The organism is Cupriavidus sp. GW822-FHT02D05, assembly GCF_058802485.1.
Window position 1 is genome coordinate 25,831 of sequence record NZ_JBXAOE010000045.1, and the last position, 20,297, is coordinate 46,127.

At 64.7% G+C, this 20,297-nt stretch carries 17 protein-coding genes; 12 read left to right on the plus strand and 5 right to left on the minus strand.

Annotated elements, in window-relative coordinates:
• Window positions 1–163: 163 nt before the first annotated feature.
• Complete coding sequence (locus tag AC1RQK_RS37105; protein WP_492814452.1) at window positions 164–1,552, minus strand: undecaprenyl-phosphate glucose phosphotransferase; 1,389 nt, start codon at window positions 1,550–1,552, stop codon at window positions 164–166.
• A 1,296-nt stretch (window positions 1,553–2,848) separates the two neighbouring features.
• Between AC1RQK_RS37105 and AC1RQK_RS37110 the strand changes: the two genes are divergently transcribed.
• Window positions 2,849–3,679, plus strand: coding sequence for a transcriptional regulator (locus tag AC1RQK_RS37110; protein ID WP_492814454.1), 831 nt, complete (start codon window positions 2,849–2,851; stop codon window positions 3,677–3,679).
• A 31-nt stretch (window positions 3,680–3,710) separates the two neighbouring features.
• Here AC1RQK_RS37110 and AC1RQK_RS37115 read toward each other — a convergent pair whose 3' ends face one another.
• Window positions 3,711–4,820 carry a helix-turn-helix domain-containing protein gene (locus AC1RQK_RS37115; protein ID WP_492814415.1) on the minus strand — a complete coding sequence of 370 codons (1,110 nt, stop codon included), beginning with the start codon at window positions 4,818–4,820 and terminating at the stop codon, window positions 3,711–3,713.
• Window positions 4,821–5,535: 715 nt separating this feature from the next.
• On the opposite strand from AC1RQK_RS37115, the gene AC1RQK_RS37120 reads away from it, so the two are divergent.
• From AC1RQK_RS37120 to AC1RQK_RS37145, 6 genes are all read left to right on the plus strand, one after another.
• The gene (locus AC1RQK_RS37120) at window positions 5,536–6,312 is read left to right on the plus strand and encodes an XpsR family transcriptional regulator (RefSeq protein WP_492814456.1); all 777 of its coding nucleotides are present in this window, start codon (window positions 5,536–5,538) and stop codon (window positions 6,310–6,312) included.
• A 470-nt stretch (window positions 6,313–6,782) separates the two neighbouring features.
• The gene (locus AC1RQK_RS37125; RefSeq protein WP_492814417.1) at window positions 6,783–8,492 is read left to right on the plus strand and encodes a hypothetical protein; all 1,710 of its coding nucleotides are present in this window, start codon (window positions 6,783–6,785) and stop codon (window positions 8,490–8,492) included.
• Window positions 8,493–8,665: 173 nt separating this feature from the next.
• Complete coding sequence (locus tag AC1RQK_RS37130) at window positions 8,666–9,787, plus strand: hypothetical protein (protein ID WP_492372909.1); 1,122 nt, start codon at window positions 8,666–8,668, stop codon at window positions 9,785–9,787.
• A gap of 313 nt (window positions 9,788–10,100) precedes the next feature.
• Window positions 10,101–11,045 carry an EAL domain-containing protein gene (locus AC1RQK_RS37135; protein WP_492814419.1) on the plus strand — a complete coding sequence of 315 codons (945 nt, stop codon included), beginning with the start codon at window positions 10,101–10,103 and terminating at the stop codon, window positions 11,043–11,045.
• 120 nt (window positions 11,046–11,165) lie between these two features.
• Complete coding sequence (locus tag AC1RQK_RS37140) at window positions 11,166–11,747, plus strand: nitrogen fixation protein NifQ (protein WP_492814421.1); 582 nt, start codon at window positions 11,166–11,168, stop codon at window positions 11,745–11,747.
• 104 nt (window positions 11,748–11,851) lie between these two features.
• Entirely contained in the window at window positions 11,852–12,646 is a 795-nt protein-coding gene (locus AC1RQK_RS37145) for a hypothetical protein (protein WP_492814423.1), read from the plus strand.
• Window positions 12,647–12,706: 60 nt separating this feature from the next.
• Here AC1RQK_RS37145 and AC1RQK_RS37150 read toward each other — a convergent pair whose 3' ends face one another.
• The 3 genes from AC1RQK_RS37150 to AC1RQK_RS37160 form a co-directional block, all read right to left on the minus strand.
• The gene (locus AC1RQK_RS37150) at window positions 12,707–14,047 is read right to left on the minus strand and encodes a phage tail protein (RefSeq protein ID WP_492814425.1); all 1,341 of its coding nucleotides are present in this window, start codon (window positions 14,045–14,047) and stop codon (window positions 12,707–12,709) included.
• 264 nt (window positions 14,048–14,311) lie between these two features.
• Window positions 14,312–15,703, minus strand: coding sequence for an aminotransferase-like domain-containing protein (locus AC1RQK_RS37155; protein ID WP_492814427.1), 1,392 nt, complete (start codon window positions 15,701–15,703; stop codon window positions 14,312–14,314).
• 71 nt (window positions 15,704–15,774) lie between these two features.
• The gene (locus AC1RQK_RS37160; RefSeq protein ID WP_492814429.1) at window positions 15,775–16,050 is read right to left on the minus strand and encodes a hypothetical protein; all 276 of its coding nucleotides are present in this window, start codon (window positions 16,048–16,050) and stop codon (window positions 15,775–15,777) included.
• A gap of 73 nt (window positions 16,051–16,123) precedes the next feature.
• Between AC1RQK_RS37160 and AC1RQK_RS37165 the strand changes: the two genes are divergently transcribed.
• The 5 genes from AC1RQK_RS37165 to AC1RQK_RS37185 are packed head-to-tail and all read left to right on the plus strand — an operon-like array spanning window position 16,124 to window position 20,295.
• Entirely contained in the window at window positions 16,124–16,606 is a 483-nt protein-coding gene (locus tag AC1RQK_RS37165) for an MSMEG_0572/Sll0783 family nitrogen starvation response protein (RefSeq protein WP_035811662.1), read from the plus strand.
• Window positions 16,607–16,645: 39 nt separating this feature from the next.
• Window positions 16,646–17,662 (plus strand): Nit6803 family nitrilase, encoded by a 1,017-nt coding sequence (locus AC1RQK_RS37170; protein WP_253928861.1) that lies wholly within the window; start codon window positions 16,646–16,648, stop codon window positions 17,660–17,662.
• The gene (locus AC1RQK_RS37175) at window positions 17,613–18,746 is read left to right on the plus strand and encodes an MSMEG_0568 family radical SAM protein (RefSeq protein ID WP_492814432.1); all 1,134 of its coding nucleotides are present in this window, start codon (window positions 17,613–17,615) and stop codon (window positions 18,744–18,746) included. The genes AC1RQK_RS37170 and AC1RQK_RS37175 overlap by 50 nt, the downstream gene beginning before the upstream one ends.
• Window positions 18,743–19,288: an MSMEG_0567/Sll0786 family nitrogen starvation N-acetyltransferase gene (locus AC1RQK_RS37180; protein WP_492814434.1), complete on the plus strand. Its 546-nt coding sequence runs from the start codon at window positions 18,743–18,745 to the stop codon at window positions 19,286–19,288. The genes AC1RQK_RS37175 and AC1RQK_RS37180 overlap by 4 nt, the downstream gene beginning before the upstream one ends.
• On the plus strand, window positions 19,285–20,295 hold the full coding sequence (locus AC1RQK_RS37185; RefSeq protein ID WP_492814436.1) for a sll0787 family AIR synthase-like protein: 1,011 nt from the start codon (window positions 19,285–19,287) through the stop codon (window positions 20,293–20,295). The genes AC1RQK_RS37180 and AC1RQK_RS37185 overlap by 4 nt, the downstream gene beginning before the upstream one ends.
• Window positions 20,296–20,297 lie beyond the last annotated feature (2 nt).

The following is a 20,297-nucleotide window of genomic DNA, read 5'->3' on the forward strand; positions in this document are numbered from 1 at the left end:
TATAGGGCGAAGTCCCTAGATGCTTGGGGCGGTCGAAAGCCATTGACACGGACTGTTCTCTCTGTTGGGATCTTCCTCGTCGTGGATGGACCAGAGTGGGCTAGCAACGGGAGTTTGTTTGCAAGACCGAGAGCACTCGACCAGGGATGCCTTGGTCTTGCCATTAGTACGCATTCTGTCCAGTCCAGCCCTTGAATGCGGTCCAGAAGATGATGCGCAAGTCCATCCAGAACGACCAGTTGCGGATGTAGAAGATGTCGTGCTCAACGCGCTTGGCCATCTTGTCCAGCGTATCGGTCTCGCCGCGGTAGCCGTTGATCTGCGCCCAGCCGGTGATGCCGGGCTTGACGCGGTGGCGGAGCATGTACAGGTCGAGCTGTTCTTTATAGATATTGTTGTGGGCCATGGCGTGCGGGCGGGGGCCTACCACGCTCATCTCGCCTCTGAGCACGTTGATGAACTGGGGCAGCTCGTCCAGGCTGGTGCGGCGCAGGAGGGCGCCGATCGGGGTGATGCGGCTGTCGCCTTTGGTGGCCTGGGTGACCACGCCGTGCTCGTCGTGGGGTTTCATGCTGCGGAACTTGTAGACGTGGATCACGCGGCCGTCCAGGCCCAGGCGTTCTTGCTTGAAGAACACCGGGCCGGGGGAGCTGCGCTTGATCAGCACGGCGATGACCAGGAACAGCGGGGAGAGGGCCGCGAGTACCAGGGCGGCAAAGCTGCGGTCGAATGCTGACTTTACTGCGCCACGCACGCCGAGTGATGGCGGGCGGTTGAGTTCTACCGCGGGCATGCCAAGAAAATCGCCCACCTTGTGGTTGAGCAGGTCAAAGTCCAGCAGGCTGGGGATCCATTTGATGTCGATGAAGTCGTTGCGCAGCGAGTACGCAATGCTCTGCATCTGGCGGGTGGCGCTCATGGGGAGCGTGATCCAGACTTCGTCGATCTTGTGCTGGCGCGCGAAGTCCGCAATCTTGGCGCTGTCTTCCACACGCAGCACACCGGCCGGCGTGGCTTCGACCGGCGATGCGTAGATGCCCCCCACCCTGTAGCCGGTGCGGCGGTTGGCGGTGGCGCGGAGGTACATTTCCTGGCCGGTGCGGCCGTAGCCAACGATCAGTACGTGCTTGGTGTTCACACCGGTGCCGCGGACAAGGCTCAGGAGGGAGCGGCTGGCGATGTGCAGCACCAGCAGGCCAACGATGGACCCGACATACCAATAGGTGGCCCAAAGGCGCGAGAGCGAGTCGGCTTGATGGAGGAGGAAGCAGACCAGGATGCTGATCAGCCAGACCAGGGTCCAGCCGGCCAGCATGCGTGTGAAGAGGGAGAAGGCGCTGCGGCCACGCCAGGAGGCGTACAGGTCGAACGCGGGCAATACGATAAACGCGACGGTGCAGCCGAAATACTGGATGAACTGGTGGATGGGCGCGCTGGGCGTGGCGTCCGTTGCGAAGCGTAATTCGGTTGCCAGGTAGCCGGCAATCCAGATGACAGCTACGTCCAGCAGGCGTGCGGCCAGCGTTAGCTGGTCGTAATGCCTGGCAAACATGTCGCGATAAACTCCCATGATCTTCCCCGAAAGCGTTCGCAATCCCGCCGCACGCTGGTGCGGCCGAACCATTTATCCCCAATTGGTAAAGGCGACGTGCCATTGACTACGTCGGCCCGGCCATGCGCGCTGTCTCAAATGGCATGGCGTTTTTGATCGGACGAAGGAAGTCGGCGCTGGCTGCAGCGTGTGCAGTCGATTCCGTGGCACTTGGGGCGGCTGACCCTGGCGCCCATACGTCGTCCATGCAAGGACGCGTCGCTGGAATATCGTCGCTTCGTTTTAAACAGGCGCTATGGGCGCCGGTTTGCTCGTCTTATCGATGGGGCAGATAGTGCGGCGCAGCGACATCTACCGGTACCCTGCGAGAGAAGGGAACGCGAGGGGATTGTTGGCATCATGGCGCGGGGTTGCTGGCGAGGCCGCGCATTGCGCTCGGGACTTGTGCATGCTGGGGCGGTCTTGGTGCCGATGGATGATGTTGGTGCGTGGATTGTTCAATGACGTATCGAGTTTGTATCAGGATCGATATTTGATTTTTCTGGTGCTTCGGACCTTTGTGTGGGTACTGTATGGGGGAGCTACGGCAGTGCTGGATTTAGCCCAGAGATACATCGACCCACACGAAAGTCGGATGAAGCCTTTTTCTAAAGGCGGGGGATTTTCTCCCTTTGAATTTTCTATCCCCGCTTCAGAGGGGGGATTGCCGGATGAATGCGGATATTAGGTAGGGGAAATGGCTGCGATCTCTCTCGCGCTGTCTTGCAGCTTGCCCCCTTTTGCGGGTGCAGCCGGTTCTTATAGCCGCTGTCCAGCGGCAGCGCCTTCTCGCCCCGCGCCTCATCGCGAAAGCCCGACGGCGGAAGGCTTGCGGGCGAAGGCTGTAAGTGATTTTTTTGACGCTTTTTTGTGTTGGCGGGGGTGGCCGGGCGGCTGGCTGACCCGGCTCAGGCGCTGGCATGCCGGGCTGCCGGTGTGGCTGACGCGCCAATCGGAGCCCGTCACCAGGTCAATCACCGCACCAATTGCCAAAAAGTGAGACGCACGGTCAAGAGGCGCGCGGGTGTGGCTTTAATCTTGGACGCTAGAGACCATTGTCTATAAGGCGTGCGCGAAAGGGGGGATGCTTGGCGACCCCTGCCCCGGAACTCGAAGAGAGGGGGGAACCGACGCAGCCGGGGCAATGCCGGCAGCGATCCGGTGTCTTGACGGGTCAATAGGCGTACGACGGGAATGATGGGGGTGTTGGTGATGGCTGATCTATCTGGTTTGGCTGGTTTGGCTAGTTTGTCTGATATGTCTGGAGCGACGGAGCAGGGCGGGGGCACCCTGAGCCGCGAGCAGCTCGATGCTTACTTTGCTTCCTACGTGGGTATGGAGGGGGGCAGTCCGGCCAGCGCGGTTTGGTTCTGCGACGCCATGCCGACTTCGGATAGCACGCGGCTGCCCGCGCAGCTTGTCCCGGTGCTTGAGGTGCCGGCGTGGGATGCGCAATTCAGGCTGCGCCATCTGCGCGAGATGGCCAAGTGGCAAACGCACCAGCGCATCGCGCGCATCATGGCGGCGGCCCGGGAGATGGTGCTGTTCGGCCGGGACGATAGCGGCGATTGGCAGCGCTACCTTGCGCAATATCTTTACCGGCCGCGCGGATGGGATTTCAAGCTGAGCTTGTTCCCCTTGGCCATCCGTTCTGAGAACGGGTTGCCGTGGACACAACTGCACGGCAACCAGCCGGAGCTGAACCCCAAATCCAAATACCTTGCGCTGTGCCGCAATGGTGCCCGGTTCCGCTTTATCGCCCAGTTGCGCCGGCTCGAGCGGCCCAAGGTGGTGGTTTGCCTTGGCGAGCGCTTCGAGGCGGATTACCTGCAGGCCTTTGGCATGCGGGGCGTGCCATATACCACACACACATTGCAGCCGGCCGATCAGGCGAGGGAGTTGCGCGTTTATGTCAGCGAGGGGACAAACCTGATTATTTGCCCCTCGGTGGCCGGGGCGGCCGGATTAGCGTCCGATGTGCTGCTGAACGCCATGGGGCGTTTTATCAGCCAATGGCTGACCATGGCCGATTTTCAGGTAAGGCCGCACGAGGCGGAGCTTTGCGAGGCGGAGTACTACCCGGCCTGAGATGGCGATGCAGTGGCCGCGGGCGCGCAGCTCAACGCTGTTGCCGATGCAGCCACTGCCGGAAGTCATCGCCTTGCACTGCGAACGCGGCTAGCCTGAATTCGGTGTTCTCGGGGCTGGTGGCATAGGCGCGCAGGTCGCTGGGCGACATGCCCAGGGATCGGCGGAACGCACGGGTGAAGTCCGATGCGCTATTGAAGCCCAGTCCGTAGGCGATATTGCTGATCGGCAAGCTGGGGAACTTCACGAGGTCGGCGGCGGCGGCGCGCAGGCGGCTCTTGCGGATATAGGCCTGCACGCCGCCTTCTTGCTCGAACAATCGATATAAGGTCGGGCGGGAGATTTCCATCCTGGCGAGCAGCTTGCCGGGGGACAGCTCCGCCGCGCCGGGGTCGGCGTCGATCAGCCGGCGTGCCCGGGCCAGCATGGCGCTGCGCGCGGCGGCGCGGGCGCCTTCCTCAAGGCGCGCGCCCTTGCGAAAGGCGGCGGTGAGCAGTTGCACGCTGGCGTGCATGGCCTGGACAGCCGCTTGCGGCGCCATGCCGGGGATCTCGCGGCTCAGCGCCGTCAGGTGCTCCACGGCCAGCCGGGTCAGCGGGGTGTTGGTTTGCACGATGCGCCCGTGCGCGGCCTCGGCGCCGAGAAAGATGGAATCCATCATCGTGCGTGGCACGAAGACCGAGAGCGCGCGCACGGCACCCCGGTGCATGTGGATGGGCTGCCCATGGTCCGTGAGCAGGATGCCGCCGTGTTGCGGCATCGGGTTGTGCCGCATGCCTTCGACCACGCCGGCGCTGCCTTCGACGAACACCTGGAGCGCATAGTGCCGCATGGTGTCCGTGGAGATGCGCGCGACGTTGCGCTCCAGCGTGAGCCCATCGCAGCGGCAGTCGGTGAAGAGCATGTCCTCGACCAGGTAGCGGTCGATGCAGGCCTGGAACGGGGCTGCCAGGGTGTCCCGGGTGAGGTTGACGTCCATCACATGCCCGACGCGCTGGCGCCAGGCGAGGATTTGTCCCACGCTGGTGGCACGGGGCCCGTCGCCGCCTACCTGGAAATGGGTATGCGGCAGACGCGCGTCCGGGGGCGCGGGCTGCGGTTCCGATTGGGTCGGTGCAAGTGCGATGGGAGGCTCGGTCATGGGCGTTGGGCGCACCCGGTGCTGCATAGGACCGGCAAAACGCCGGCGCATCGGCACCACTCTATCGAAAAACCGAGGTTCTTGCAGGCAACGCGTTGTGGCTGTCCCACTTCCATGCCTGTGCTTGCCACGCACATGTTGTGAACACGCCCCGCACATGTCGTGCATATACCGTGCATATGCCGTGCATTCGCCGTGCATTCGCCATTTACCGCCGCCCGATTGTGCGATGCCGCGCAAAGTGTCGTTACCCCGCGTAAGAAGGGAAAGAAGACTGCCGCGAATCCCTCCAAAGGGGGGCGCGTCATGATCAAATCTCACGCAGAATCTTGCACCGCCAAGTGATTGTTTCGCGCAAACGAGATCGGGCTTTTTGGGGCGGTAGCCGGAGCGTCGCGGGATTGACGATATACGTTCCGGCAATCGCTTTCCCAAAGGGAAAAGCACTGATCCAGATTGGTTGTAGGCAGGTCAAATCCGTTGGAGCCAGGCTTTGGTTTTATGCCGGCCGGCATCCGAGACGAAGCAGGTGGGAGGCGCGAAAAGCGCGGGAAGCGCGGGAAGCTCTGCATTCCCCGTCAGCGGGTTGTCTCCATCGTTCTATTAGAGATTTGCCGTTGCATTCGAGGCGTCTCACGGCCCGTCACGTCGTATAGGTAAGTACTGCCTCAGCGCGTGGGCATCTTTAATTCCACCAAGCGGTAGGGGCATGGAAATAGAACAGAAGACAGTATTCTCACGTGAGCAGCTGGACGCGTACTTCGCGTCTTACGTTGGTATGGAAGGGGGAAATCCGGCGGCGGCAGTCTGGTTTTGCGACAGCACACCGCATCCATGGGTCGAGTCGCTGGTAGCGCCGCTGGAGCCGCGCATGCAACCAGGCGCCTGGGACCGCGCGTATCGCGAGCGCCATCGCGAGAGCATGGAGCGCTGGCAGTCGCATCAGAAGATCGCAAGGATCATGGCGGCGGCGCGTGCGCAGACCTTTGCGCGCCCGCAGAGCGAGTGCGACTGGAAGCATTACTTCGATCAGCATCTCTATGCGCCGGGGGGCGCGGAGTTCAAGCTCAGCCTGTTTCCGTTGCCGGCGCACCTGATTGGCCAGACGCCCTGGTCCAAGGCATTTCGCGGACAGCCGGCGCTCGTGCCCAAGCAGCGCTACCTGGATCTGTGCCGGGCTGGCAACCGCTTCCGCTTTATCGAAGGCATTCGCAGGGAGTGGAAGCCCAAGGTGGTGGTGTGCCTGGGCGAGCGGCATTTCTTGGATTTCGTATTGGCGTTCGGGCTTGAGCAAGCCCGGGTGGGGGATTTCATTTTGCAGCCGGCCGATCTGGCCAAGACGCTGCGCGTGCTGGAGCACGATGGCACGACCTGGATCATGTGCCCCGCGCTGGCGGGCGCTTCGGGGCTGACTTCCGATGTATTGCTCGAAGCCATGGGCCGATATGTGGCGCGCTGGCTGGTGCCGGCGGATTTTCCGGTTCTGCACTAGGCGCGAGGTAATGCGAGGCGAGGCGAGGCGACGCGATGCGAGGCAATGCAAGGATACGCGTTAGCCGGCATCGTTTTACGCGTCCTGATAACCGTAGGAACGGCACGCGGCAGCGATGCCGTTGCGACTCTCGCGAGGGTGGGGGTTACGGGCTGACATGCAAGCTTGCGCTTTCCCCCTCCTAGTAGGGGTGACACGGTTGTGGAGATTGTTTATCTAGTGAAGCTGGCAAAGGCAGTAGCGCAGTCTTGTTGTAGTGCTGCCGATTCCGATCGCAAGAGCCAGCCAGGGTATCCATGAGATGCGACGAGCCAGGGCAGCGTAAGGCACCGCATGCGGTGCGCAGCCAAGGCGTGGTCAGGATCCATAGACAACCTAGTGACCCATTGACCTATCGACGTATCGACGCATTAAAGCATTGACGCATTGACGCATTGACAAATCGACGTATCGATTCAGGAGTGAGAAGAGTGCAAACCAATATCAGGAATATCTTTACCCTCGGCATCATGGCTTCCGCGGCAGCGGCACTTGTGGCTTGCGGGGGCGGCTCGGACTCGACGCCGACCCCGACGACGCCATCGGTTACCGTGCAAGGCAAGGCCGTCGACTTCTACCTGTCACAGGCTACGGTGACGTTCCTCGATTGCAGCAACAAGACCACCACGACCAAGGCGAACGGGGACTTCACGTTCCCGGATGGTTGCTCCACCAGCGCACTCAAGGTGACCGGCGGTACCGACATTGGTACCAACCTGCCGTTCACCGGCGTGCTGCAGGCACCGGCAGTGGCCTACAAGGCCGGCCAGACCCCGGTGATCACGCCGCTGACGACGCTGGTTGCGCAGTTGGGCGCAACCCAGGCCGCGGCGCTGGCGACCAAGCTTGGCCTGCAAGGCAAGGACCTCACCACGCTGGACCCGATGCAGGACGCTGCGGTGCTCAAGGCAGCCGTGCTGGTGCAGCAACTGGTGGACCAGGTCGCGAAGACGCTGGCAGGCTTGTCGAAGGCCACGGGCGGCACATTGACGGCGGAAGCTGCCGCAGCGGCGGCGGCCAGTGCCGTGGCTAGCGCGGTGAACAACGCCACCGGTACCGCTAACCTGACCAACAGCACGCTGGTCACGTCGGTGATCAACTCGGCGGTGCAGAACGCCAAGGCCGGTTTCCCGGCCAGCGTCCAGGCCAACATTGCCGCGGTGGCGGCCAACGTCGCCGCGCTGGCTGGCCCGGTTGTGGCCACCCAGGTGTCGAACGTGAACACCGCGCTGGGCACGATCGTGCTGGGCACCGACCCCGCTGCCACGCTGGCTGCCTTGCAGCAAAGCGGCTCGGTCAATGCGGTGACCGACAGCGCCAAGTCCACGACGAGCAATGCGCTGGTGGCGGCGGTAACGCCGGCCGCGCTGGCTGACCCGACGCTGACGACCAGCCTGGCTGCGCTCGGCGCTGCCGTGTCTACCGGCAACGCCACGGCAATCCAGAACGCGGCAAGCAGCCTAGGCGGCAACGTCAACAGCGGCGCCATCACCGACGTGGTCAACGCCGTCAAGCCGACCGACTTCATCCAGTTGGCCAGCATGACCATCAACGGCCAGCTGTTCACGAACTTTGATGCCGTGACCGTCACGGGCGGCGGTGCCTTGAGCAGCATCACGGTCGCGACCTCGCAAGTCGGCAAGCCGTTTGGCGACGGCGCAGCTGAAGTCCGTGCGGGTTTGAGCTATACGTATAACGGCAACCAGGTCGATGTCATCATCGAAAAGGTTGCGCTCACGTTTAGCAGCGGTGTGCTGACGGCCGCGCAGGTGCCTGCCAACACCACATACTCGTTCCGCGTCGCCACGGGCGGGAGCCTTTCCGCCGAGACGACCCTGACCAACGCGGTCGCGGACAATCTGTACGCCGGCAGCGGTACACTGAGCCTGCCTTTCTCGGTCTTCCTGGCCAAGCTGAAGGGCGCAAGCACGCTGAACGCGGCGCAGCTCGATGCCATTACGCCCAAGTCGCCCAGCACCTTCCCCGTGACGTTCGCGGTGTCTGGCCTGGCCGGCAAGGCGGTGAACGTCGCTACGCTGGTCAGCGGCAGCCCGCAGAAGACGCTGGCGCGGACGGTGCAGACCAAATCCTCCACGGTTAGCGGCAACGGCATCACGACCTCGGTCACGCTGAACCCCTGATCGGTGCGTAGTGAAGCCCTTCCCATGGTCAGGGGAGGGCCTGCCCGGTCATCCGTCATGTGCGCCTTCTGGTGCTTGTGACGGGTGACCGGCTTCTTTTTGTGTGCAGTCGGCCGGACCAAGAACTGGCTGACGCCATGGATGAGGTCCGCTCCCGGCCTCGGAGTCTCCCTATGCTGTTGTATCGCACGCGCCGGCTCCGCCATGCCGGTGCCTTGATGCTGGGTTTGTCGTGCGTCGGCGTTGCCCATGCGGCCCCCGACGATGTGTTTTTGCAGGCCGAGCCCGCTACGGGCGAGTTCACGTCATTTCGCGTGGAGGCCAGCTATGACATGGTCAACAAGACCGTGGACGTCTTTAACCTGCGAGAGGGCCAGGGTGCCGTGCCGGACAATGCCGGCGACTATCGCGGCGGCAAGCTGATGCTGGGCTACAAGTTTTCGCCGAAGTGGTCGGGATCGGCCACGTACTGGCGCCGTGGCATCGACTACGGCCAGGACAACAACCAGATCGATAGCTGGATGCTGGCCTTGCACTATGACCCGCTGGCCGAGCCTGGCGCGCGGGACCGCATCATGCTGCGCTTTTCCCTTTGGGGTGACCGCGCCGGCAGCCTGACCCGCTCATCCGCGCTCAAGGTCAGGAATGCCACGTTCAACAGCGTCACGGTCAACGACGCCAACGACATCCAGGGCCAGGCCGATGTGATTTTTTCTGGCGACCTTACCGAGCGCAACAAGCTCACCGGGTTTATTGGCCTGGGCGTCAGCCGCGTGACAATCGGCAGCATCAATACGCGGCTGCAGCAGGGCGGGTGCAATTTCAATGTGAGCATCGGCTCGGACAATATTGCCAGCGGCAACCTGGCCGCGCCTTGCCGCGTGGGCAACACCAACCTGCAGTCGGCGTCGTTTTCAACGGATGCCAGCCAGTACGGCCTGAACATCAACGATGATTTCAACTACACGGCCGGCTTCCTGAACCTGGGTGGCTCCTGGCGCTGGAAGTACGAGAACTTCAGCGCGCGGCTGGGCTATCAGTTCCAGTACCTGTTGCGCAGCAACGTCGATAGCCGCGCGAGTGCTTACGGCTATTCCCCCATCAAGTCAAACCACACGCTGGGGATGGAGCTGTCGTATGCGGTGGTGAAAAATGTCGAGGTGTTCCTGCGTGGGCAGGCATCGCTGTACAACTTCGTTGGCACGATCCCGTTTCTCTATAACGCCGCTACCGCAGGCAAGCTCGATCGCTACTACGGCTATGGCTCGATCGGTATTCGCTTTTCGGGGTTTTAAGGCAGGGGTTTTAAAGCAGGGATTTTAAAACGGGAATTTCAAAACAGGGATCGGGGCAATGCGGGCTTGGGCGGGGGGCTGCACCTGGATCCAGGTGCGGGACACCCGGGCAAAAAAAAGGAGGTGTAGGCGCAGGGTGCTCCTACACCCCTTGAACAGTTCAGCAAGGGGTCAGTCTTGCTAGAACGGATTGTCTTACGGCTTGTATTACGTCAGTACCCTGCCTTGGTAGGTGGTCCTCCTTCAGAGGGGAACCTGCGTGATGCGTGTGCATGTCGCACCCGGCCGTCCAAATGCCTTCCAGGAGCTTAGATTGCATTACGCGTTTTTCAGTGGCACGGCGTCTCCCGGTACCAGGGTCCCGCATCCGGACGGGGCCAGCGCCGGCACCGACGGTGGCTTCGCCGATCCGGCAGCCGCGCGCCTGGCGGGGCTGCGCCAGAGGATGGCGTGGCCTTCAGGCGGGCCGCAGGACATGGATGCCACCGAACGCGGCCTGGATCACGAGGAATTGCTCTCGCTCACCCGGGGCGACCTCATCGGTGCGATCGAGTTCGGGCATATCTACCCGGTGTTCCAACCGCAGATCAGCGCGCAGCACGGCGGCATCGTCGGGCTGGAGGTGCTGGCGCGCTGGTCCGACAAGGGGCGGCACCATGCCCCGGACAAGTTTGTCGGCAGCATCACCGGCCATGGCGTGGAGACACTGCTGCTGGATCATTTCCTTGGCGCATGCGGCCGGGTGCGCATGCGGTTTCCGCAATACGCAGGCCGGTTCTCCCTGAACGTCAACCCGAGGACCGCGGCGGCGGCCGGCTTCGTCCAGGGATTCGTGCGCGCAAGCATGTCCCATGGGCTGGATATCGCCCGCGTCGTGCTGGAGCTGACCGAGCAGACCCGCATTTCCCGCGGTAGCGAGGCGCGCCTGCTGGAAAACCTCAGCGCGCTTTCCGCCCGCGGCATGGTGATCTCCCAGGACGATTTCGGCTCGGGCTATGCCTCGCTGCAAGCCCTTGGCTTGCTGCCGTTCAAACAGGTCAAGGTGGACAAGATCCTGCTGCACCGCGCACGCCATACCGAGCGCGCCCGGCGGCTGTTCTTTTCCTCGATGGCGCTGGCGCGCTCGCTGGAGTTGCAGACGGTGGCCGAAGGCGTGGAGAGCCCGGACGACGTGGTGCTGGCAAGGTCGCTCGGCGCGGATCTGCTGCAGGGGTATGCCATTTCACCCCCGATGCCCTTCGAGCGGCTCCAGCTTTAGGCGATGCCTGCCCCGGTATGCTCTGGCCTGCGTTTGACTGTCGTTATATACATCGCTATATTGCGGTCACAGGGCATTCTCCCCTCTTTGTTGCCGGCCCGGCTCCACAAGGCATTGCCAGTGAACCAGTCGTTGCTGATCCTAGACGCGTTTTCGCTCGCTCCCGGCGAGCCGGCCTGCCGCGCCCTGGCGGGTGTGCTGGAAAGCGCCAACGCTGCCAGGCTGCCCAGGTTCGCGCAGTGGCTCGGGCTTGCGGAGCCCGAGTTCTGGCAGATGCTGGATCACTGTTTTCCGGGTGCCAGGGCGGCGGGGTGGGCGCCGGAGTCGGCGCCGGTTGATGCCGCCGCGTTGCCTTGCGAGTTTGCTGACCTGGTGCAGATGCTGATCGCATCGGGCGATCCCGCTCGCCCCGCTCGCCCCGAAATGCGCTGGGCCGCCCACGCGCTGGCCAGCGGCTGCTTTGGTGGCTCCCATCTCTGGCACGACATGGGCCTGTCGGGCCGGCATGACGTTTCGCGCTTGCTGCAGGCGTATTTTCCCTCGCTCTACGCGGCCAACACCACGGACATGAAGTGGAAGAAGTTCTTCTACCACGAGCTATGCCGGCGGCTGGACCTGCACCCGTGTCCCGAACCGGCCTGCGCCGGATGCGACAACTACGCTAGCTGTCACGGCACCGAGGCGGTGATCGGCTGGCGCTAGGCAGCCACGCCAGCGGCCTGGCTGACGTAGAATCCGTCGCTTGAAATTCGCCATAAACAGCAAAATCGCTGAGTGTGGGCGAATTCAATCCGACATGAATGGTAATGGCCAGAACCCCCCCTTTCCTGAGCAGCGTCATCCTGCTGGCGGCATTGGCGTTGCCCGGCATCTCCCAGGCCCGCGAATATCGCGGCCCCGGAACGGTCGGTGAAGGCCCATACCGGCATCAGTTCGTGCTGCGCGATGCAGTGACCGGAGCACCGATGCCGCAAGCGCGCTATCGGCTGGCCCTGCCTGAGCACCAGATTGCCGGCATACCGGTTGGCCCGGGGGACAAGGCCAGCGTGGTCTTCGGCATGACCGACCGGCAAGGCCGTACCGTGTCGGTGCGCCTGCCCGAGCGCCATGCGCAGGCGCAATGGATTCTCGACGCCATCGTGGGGGAGGGCGATTTTGGCCGGGCATTCTCCACAACGGGTGGCGCCGATGGCGCGCCGGTGCCGAAGATGACGTATGTGCTGGACGTCGAGGGCAGCTATCTGTTCTGCGGCATGACGAATAGCCGCGGTGGCACGCACTTTGCGCAGAGCCGCCAGGTGCGCACGCTAAGTCTGACGGTGGGCGGTACGGACCTGGGCGCAGCGGATTTTGCCTGGTGCAAGCGGGAGGCGGAGGTGATCGCCGCGCTGCCGGCCGACGTTGCGCCGGCGCTGGTGTTCCGGCAGATGCTCGGCCTTTATGAAGCCGGCAAGGCGGGGCTCGATCCGGATTTCCAGGCTCGTATCCGGAGAAAGCTGCGGGACCTGGCACTGGCGAGCGGGGACAGCCAGCAACTGGTGATCGCGCGCAGCCTTGCGCCGGTGCCCGCGCAGCCGCGCTCGGCACCACCCGGGCAATGAACGCGTCCGAGGCTTGAGCGGCAAGCAGGCCGGCTTTTTGTGTCCCCGGCCTCCGGCTGCTTAGCTCCGGCCGGGGAAGATGCCGTCAGTGCAGATCATGTACGTCAGGCCGTTGGGCGTGACGGACGCAAGATTTGGCAATGCGAACGTGGTCCGTCCGTCGCCGCCGAAGTTAGTCCCCAGCAGCGAGAACAGCGCCGTGTTTTGCGCGATGGGGAGCAGCCGGCCATCGGCCGGCAGGCCTTGCCCGAATGTCGTGGCGGTTAGCCACACGCTGCCTATCGTACATTGGGCGCCGGTGCCGCCGCCTGCCGCGTTTCCGGTGTTTTGTCCCAGATCCGGGTTGGCGGGGCCTGTGGCGCCGGTAGCGCCCGTTGCTCCCGTTGCTCCCGTTGCTCCCGTGGCCCCTGTCGCTCCCGTGGAACCCGTTACGCCTTGCGCACCGGTGGCGCCGGTAGCGCCCGTCGGGCCAGTGACACCCGTGGCGCCTTGGGCGCCGGTGACTCCCGTCGGGCCTTGCATGCCGGTGGCGCCAGTGGCCCCGGTCGCGCCCGTCTGCCCCGTCACGCCCTGCGCACCGGTTGCGCCAGTCGCTCCGGTCGCGCCGGTAGCGCCAGTGGCGCCATTGCTCCCGTCGGCACCCTGCGGACCCTGTGCGCCGGCTGCCCCCGTAGCGCCGGTAGCCCCGGTAGCCCCGGTGGGACCTGCGGCACCCGTGGCGCCGGTCGCGCCCGTTGCCCCTGCCGGGCCCACATCGCCCCGGGCCAGTTCCTGTGCCACCGTGACCAGGGTGGCGTTGTTGGCCTTCAGGCGCACGATCAGCGCTTCGAGCTTGTCGTCATAGGCGTCGCCGGCTTGCGGCTGGAACACCTGGTTGAGCAGGTTCAGCGTGTCCACCGTTACGCCCAGGTTGGCCAGGCGCTGCTTGGTCAAGGCCAGGGCAGTGGGCAGGCGGTTGCTTGCCGCGCCGGCCGAGGTGGCGGAGAACGTGTTGAAGAAGGCTTCGGTGTCGGGGTTTTCGGTGGCGCTGGCCACCACCAGCTCGGTGATCGGCGTGATGTTGGTCACGCCGGGGCCGAGGATCAGCGTGTGCAGCACGCCGTTCGGGCCGGTCACGCGGGCCGCGCACGGCAGCACCAGGCCGGCGGTGGTGACCGACCAGGCGCCGGTGGCCGAGGTGGTGACGGAGGCCGTGCCGGCCACGCATTTCAGTGCCACGGTGGCGTTGGCGATCGGCGCACCGGTGGCGGCAACGCCGGAGATCGAGGCTGCCGGTGCCACCGTGACCGGCGCGTTGCCGGACGATTGCGCGGTGTCGCTGCCGCCGCCGCCGCCGCATGCGTTCAGCAGCGAGGCCGCGGCCATGGACAGATAGAGGGCCCGCAATTTTGTTTGCATCATGATTTCCCGTGATTTCCCAAAAACAGTGATCCGCTTGCACACGTCTCGGTCGATGCCGAGGTGCACTTTTTATACGTATTGAAATGGAACGAAATGGAATGGCAGCGCCTGCCGGGCGCAGCGGGGCGTATTTTATCGACGGTTGTCCGCGAGACGGCAAAGTCATTTGCGGTTTCGCCGGCAGACATTGATGCCGTTGCCAAAACCCAACGAAGCCGGCCCAGCGCCGGCCAAGCGCCGGCAGGGCGAAGGCGCAGTGGCGCGCTACAGCATGGCCGAATGCAGATGGTGCGGATCGTCCAGCGTATCCGCCACGATCTGCAGAGATTCCTCGACCTCGTCGCGTTCGCCCGGCCCGCCCAGGCAGATCCGGATCGCATCCGGGGGATTGCCATCGGTGGCGAACGCCGCGCTAGACACCACGCCGATGCCGCGCGAGCGCAGATGCAGCGCCAGCTCGGAAGGACGCCAGCCGCTGTCCGCTGGTATCGGCAGCCAGAGATGGAAGCCTTCCGGGTCGGCATCATATGGCCGCCCCGCCAGCACGTCGCGGGCCAGGAGCTGGCGGGCCACGCACTCGGCGCGGATGGCCTTGAGCATGTCTTCGGCCGTGCCGTCCTTGATCCACGACGTGGCCAGCAGCGTATTGAACGGGCTTGCCATCACGGTGGTGGCGCGCAGCGTGCCGGCCAGCCGCTGGGTCTGGCGCGCGGTGGGGCCGTGGATAAAGGCAATGCGCAATCCGGCGCCAAAGCATTTCGACAGGCCGGTCACGTAGTAGGTGAGTTCCGGCGCGAGCGTGGCCATGGCATCCGGCGTGCGCTGCGGCAGCATGCCGTAGGCATCGTCCTCGATGATCGGCACACTGTAGCGCAGGGCGATATCCGCCAGGATTTCGCGCCGTCCCTGGGGCATGGTCTTGGTGCTGGGGTTCTGCAGCGTGGGATTGCAGTACAGCGCGCTTGGCTTTTGCGTCTTGCAGAGTGTTTCGAAGGCCGGGCCGAGGGGGCCTTCCTCATCGCTGGGCAGGGCCTGCAGCCGCACGCCGAGCTGCGTGGCGATGGCCTTGATGCCGGGATAGGCCAGCGTATCCAGGCAGATCGTTTGCCCGGGCCGGGCCAGCAGCGACACCAGCGCCACCAGGGCGCTGTGAATCCCCGGGCAGATCAGCACGGTATCCGCGCGGCAGGCGGGCACATAGCGTTTGAGCCAGTCCACCGCTACGGCGCGATCCGCCGGCGTGCCGCCGAAATCCTGGTAGCGCAGCAGGTCGTAGGGATCCGTCGTGCTCATCAGGCGCGCTGCCGACTCGCGCAGCCTCACAGTGAGCGCCGCTGGCTCGGGCGGGTTGTTCATGGTCATTTCGGCGCCGGTGCCCGCGCGCAGCGGCAGGGCCGGCGCGCGCCCGCGCACAAAGGTGCCGCTGCCGGCCTTGGCGTCGATCAGCCCGCGCTTGCGCGCTTCCGCGTAGGCGCGGGCCACGGTGGTGTAGTTGAGCTGCAGCGCGTCGGCCAGGTCGCGCAGCGCCGGCAGGCGGTCGCGCGCTTGCAAGCGGCCGCTTGCCAGGTCTTCCTCGATCAGGTCGGGGATCAGCAGGTAAGCGGGTTTGGTGCTTTCGCCGAGGCGTTTGAGCCAGTGGCTGGCAAGTCCGGGCACGGTGGGCTCCTGGCGTTCGCTTGTTCGCGGTTGTCGGATGCGGCTTCAGCTGGGTTAGCTGAGGCCTCAGGCTACCACAATGATCGTTTTTTGCGCTTGAAATGATTGCATTTTTGTTTGCGCAATGATGGTGCGATATGGCGGGACTGCACCGCGCCCGGGCGTGTTTCCCGGCTGGCGTGTTCCACCACAGTGCATGGCGGCAAAAGGCCCGCAGCGGGCCGGTAGCGGCTAGCGCACAAGCGTTTCCCGCACATTTCGCCATCCGGAAAATCAGCGATGCGATCAATGAGCGATTCGCTGCTTGATCGGGCATTGATCGCATGATCGGGCGTGGCAGATGGCATGTCCCATGCTCAAGGTTTGGTGTCGGCCCAGCGCCGATCGATCGACAGATCCACCAACCCTATGGAGTGCAACATGCCCGCAGTGAACAAACCGGCCCACAAGAAAGGCGACTTCCTGGTCGACTACGAAGAGAAGGTATTCGAGGACGTCAAGGCAGAACCGGGCGAGAAGGCGCTGGTTACCTTCCACACCGTGGCCTTCGAAGGCTCGATTGGCTTCGTCAACCTGCTGCAGGCCACGCGCCTGCAACGCAAGGGCTTCGAGACCTCCATCCTGCTGTACGGACCGGGCGTGACGCTGGGCCTGCAGCGCGGTTTTCCCACGCTGGGCGACGAAGCCTTCGCCGGCCATCTCAACTTCAACAAGCAGATCACCAAGTTCATGGAAGAGGGCGGCAAGGTCTACGCCTGCCGCTTTGCGCTGCAAGCGCTGTATGGCCATGGCGAAGCCTCGCTGATCGAAGGCATCCGCCCGATCAGCCCGCTCGATGTGCTGGACCTGAAGCTGATCCACCGCAAAGAGAACGCGCTGATCCTGGATACCTGGACGGTTTAACGCTTCGGTTCAACGCTTAGAAAAAGGGCGGGCATCACCATGTCACAGAAACGCATTGTGCGCGCGGCCGCGGTCCAGATCTCACCGGACCTCGAGCACGGCGAAGGCACGCTTGGCAAAGTGTGCGAGGCCATCGACCGCGCCGCACGGGAAGGCGTGCAACTGATCGTCTTTCCGGAAACCTTCCTGCCGTACTACCCGTACTTCTCCTTCGTACGGCCGCCCGTGCAATCCGGCAGCGACCATATGCGGCTGTACGAGCAGGCGGTGGTGGTGCCCGGCCCCGTCACCCATGCCGTGTCCGAGCGCGCGCGCCGGCACGCCATGGTGGTGGTGCTCGGCGTCAACGAGCGCGACCACGGCAGTCTTTACAACACGCAACTCATCTTCGACACCGACGGCCGCCTGGTGCTCAAGCGCCGCAAGATCACGCCGACGTTCCATGAACGGATGATCTGGGGCCAGGGCGACGCGGCCGGCCTGAAGGTGGCCGATACCGCCATCGGCCGCGTGGGCGCGCTGGCGTGCTGGGAGCACTACAACCCGCTGGCCCGCTATGCGCTGATGACCCAGCACGAGGAAATCCACTGCAGCCAGTTTCCCGGCTCGCTGGTGGGCCCCATCTTTGCCGATCAGATCGAAGTCACCATCCGCCATCACGCGCTGGAATCCGGCTGCTTCGTGGTCAACGCCACGGGCTGGCTGACCGACGAGCAGATCGCCTCGGTGACCACCGACCCCGCCTTGCAAAAGGCGCTGCGCGGCGGCTGCAACACCGCCATCGTGTCGCCGGAGGGCCAGCACCTGGCGCCGCCGCTGCGCGAGGGCGAGGGCATGGTGATCGCGGACCTGGATATGTCGCTCATCACCAAGCGCAAGCGAATGATGGATTCGGTGGGGCACTACGCCCGGCCGGAATTGCTCAGCCTTGCCATCAACGACCGGCCGGCGGCGACCGCATCGCCCATGGCCACCGCCTTCTCCAATTACCACGGGAGCACCCACCATGAACTCCAGCGAGATGACGCCGGCCTTGAGCCGGTTGTCGGTAACTGAGCTTCGGACCGAGCTGCAATCGGTCGGGCTGCGCCTGCTGGACCCGGCAGCGGGCGCCGCCAGCCGGCGCGGCGGCGCGGGCCCGTCCGACCACAAGGCGGTGACCGTGGATGGCGTGACCATCATGGTGCCGGTGCATACCAATACCGCCTGGCATTCGCCGTACGTGGCGTCGTCGCCTGATGGCAAGGGCACCAGCGCGCTGCTGCGCGGCACCATCCCGATTGCGAACATCAGCTTCCCGAAGGCGCCGCGCTTCTCGGCGCTGCAGACGATGGAGGGCGTGCCGTACTCGCACATCGCCACGCTGCACAGCGCGGACGTGCTGGCCACCACGGTGCTGCAAACCTGCATCCGCTACGAGAGCCGGCGCAAGACCTGCAAGTTCTGCGCGATCGGGCAATCGCTCGCGGCGGGGCGCACCATTGCGCGCAAGACGCCGGAGCAACTGGCCGAAGTGGCGCGCGCCGCCGTGCTGCTGGACGGCGTCAAGCATATGGTGCTGACCACCGGCACGCCGCCCACGCCGGACCGCGGCGCCGCAATTCTCTGCGAAAGCGCCTTTGCCATCAAGGCCGCGGTGGACCTGCCCATCCAGGCGCAGTGCGAGCCGCCGGACGACGACCGCTGGTTCGAGCGCATGAAAGCTTCCGGCATCGATACGCTGGGCATGCACCTGGAAGTGGTCACGCCCGCGCTGCGCGCGCGGATCATGCCGGGCAAGGCGGCCGTGCCGATCAGCCGCTATATGGAAGCGTTCAAGGCCGCGGTTGCCGTGTTTGGCCGGGGGCAGGTGAGCACCTATATCCTCGCCGGGCTAGGCGATAGCGTTGAGACCATCCTGTCGATCTCGAAGGAACTGGTCGCGCTTGGCGTCTATCCCTTCGTGGTGCCCTTTGTGCCCATCACCGGCACGCCGCTGGAAGACCATCCCGCGCCGCCGCCTGCATTCATGAAGTCCATCCTCCAGCCGCTGGGCGCGATGATCAGCGCGGCGGGCATGCGCTCGGCGGATATCAAGGCGGGCTGCGGCAAGTGCGGCGCCTGCTCCTCGCTGTCTTCGTATGAAGAGGTGGCGGCATGAACGACGATCTCTGTGTGGAAGTGCCCGCGGCCACGACGTTCCGCATCCGCTGGGCCGGGGCGCAGTGGGAGGCGGACGAGGCCATGGCGCTGCGCCGGGCGGTGTTCTGCCATGAGCAGGGCATCTTTGTTGACGACGACCGCGACGCGATCGACGACACCGCCCAGTTGCTGGTGGCGGTGAAGTGCGAGGCGGATGCGTCGCAGAGGGTGGTCGGCACCGTGCGCATCCACGAAACCGAGCCCGGCGTGTGGTTTGGCTCACGGCTGGCCGTGCACGCCGCATACCGCAGCCACGGCAAGATCGGCGCGACGCTGATCAAGCTGGCGGTGAGCAGCGCGAACGGGCTGGGCTGCACCCGATTCCTCGCGCATGTGCAGAGCCAGAATGTGCCGCTGTTCCGCCGCTTGCATTGGGACGTGCTGGCCGAGGAAACGCTGCTTGGCCGCCCGCACCACCTGATGCAGGCGGACCTGGACTACTACCCGGCGTGCCTGACGCCGCGCATTGGCCTGTCGACGCTGGGCAGGAGCGGGACATGAACGTCGCGCGGATTGTGCAAAGCCTGCGCGCCAGCCGTGGCTTTGGCCACAAGACCGATATTGCCGGCGTGCTGTCGTCGCTGGGCAATGCGCTGCCGGGCGGCATGCGCGATCTCGGCCAGGCCGTTGCGGTGGGCGACGATTGCGCCGCGATTGCCGATCATGACGGCTACCTGCTGTTCGCGATCGAAGGCATGGTCCGGGATTTCATCGATGCCAAGCCGTGGTTCGCGGGCTACAGCGCGGTGATGGTCAATGTCAGCGATATCTATGCCATGGGCGGCCGCCCGCTGGCGGTGGTGGACGCCATCTGGAGCAACGGCGTGGCCAACGCCGCCGAAGTGCTCAAGGGCATGGCGGCAGCCTCGGCGGCGTATGGCGTGCCGATCGTCGGCGGGCACAGCAATGCCCGCAGCGATCAGGCCCAGCTTGCGGTGGCCATTGTCGGGCGGGCGCGGCGCCTGCTATCGAGTTTCGCGGCGCGCCCGGGCGACCGGTTGCTGATGGCGGTTGATTTGCGTGGCGCCTTTGCCGAGCCGTACCCGTACTGGAACGCCTCCACCGAGGCGCCGCCCGCGCGGCTGCGCGCCGATCTCGAACTGCTGCCCGCGCTGGCCGAAGACGGCCTGTGCGCCGCGGCCAAGGACATCAGCATGGCTGGCACGCTGGGCACGGCGCTGATGCTGCTGGAATGTTCCGGCGTGGGCGCGCGGATCGACCTGGGCCGCATTCCGGCGCCCGTGGGGGTGCCGATGGCGCGCTGGCTCACGGCATTTCCGAGCTACGGCTTCCTGCTGGCCGTGCGCGAGCAGGATGTGGCGCGTGTGAGCGAGCGATTCAGGGCGCGGGACATTGCCTGCGCGGACATCGGCGTCATCGACGATTCACGGCAGGTCTTGGTCAGCGGTGCCGGCGAAACCGCGCTGCTGTGGGACTTCGCGCGTGATGCATTTATCGTCCCGCAGGCCGACCGTGCCACGCGGGATACCACCCACATCGATGCCTGAGG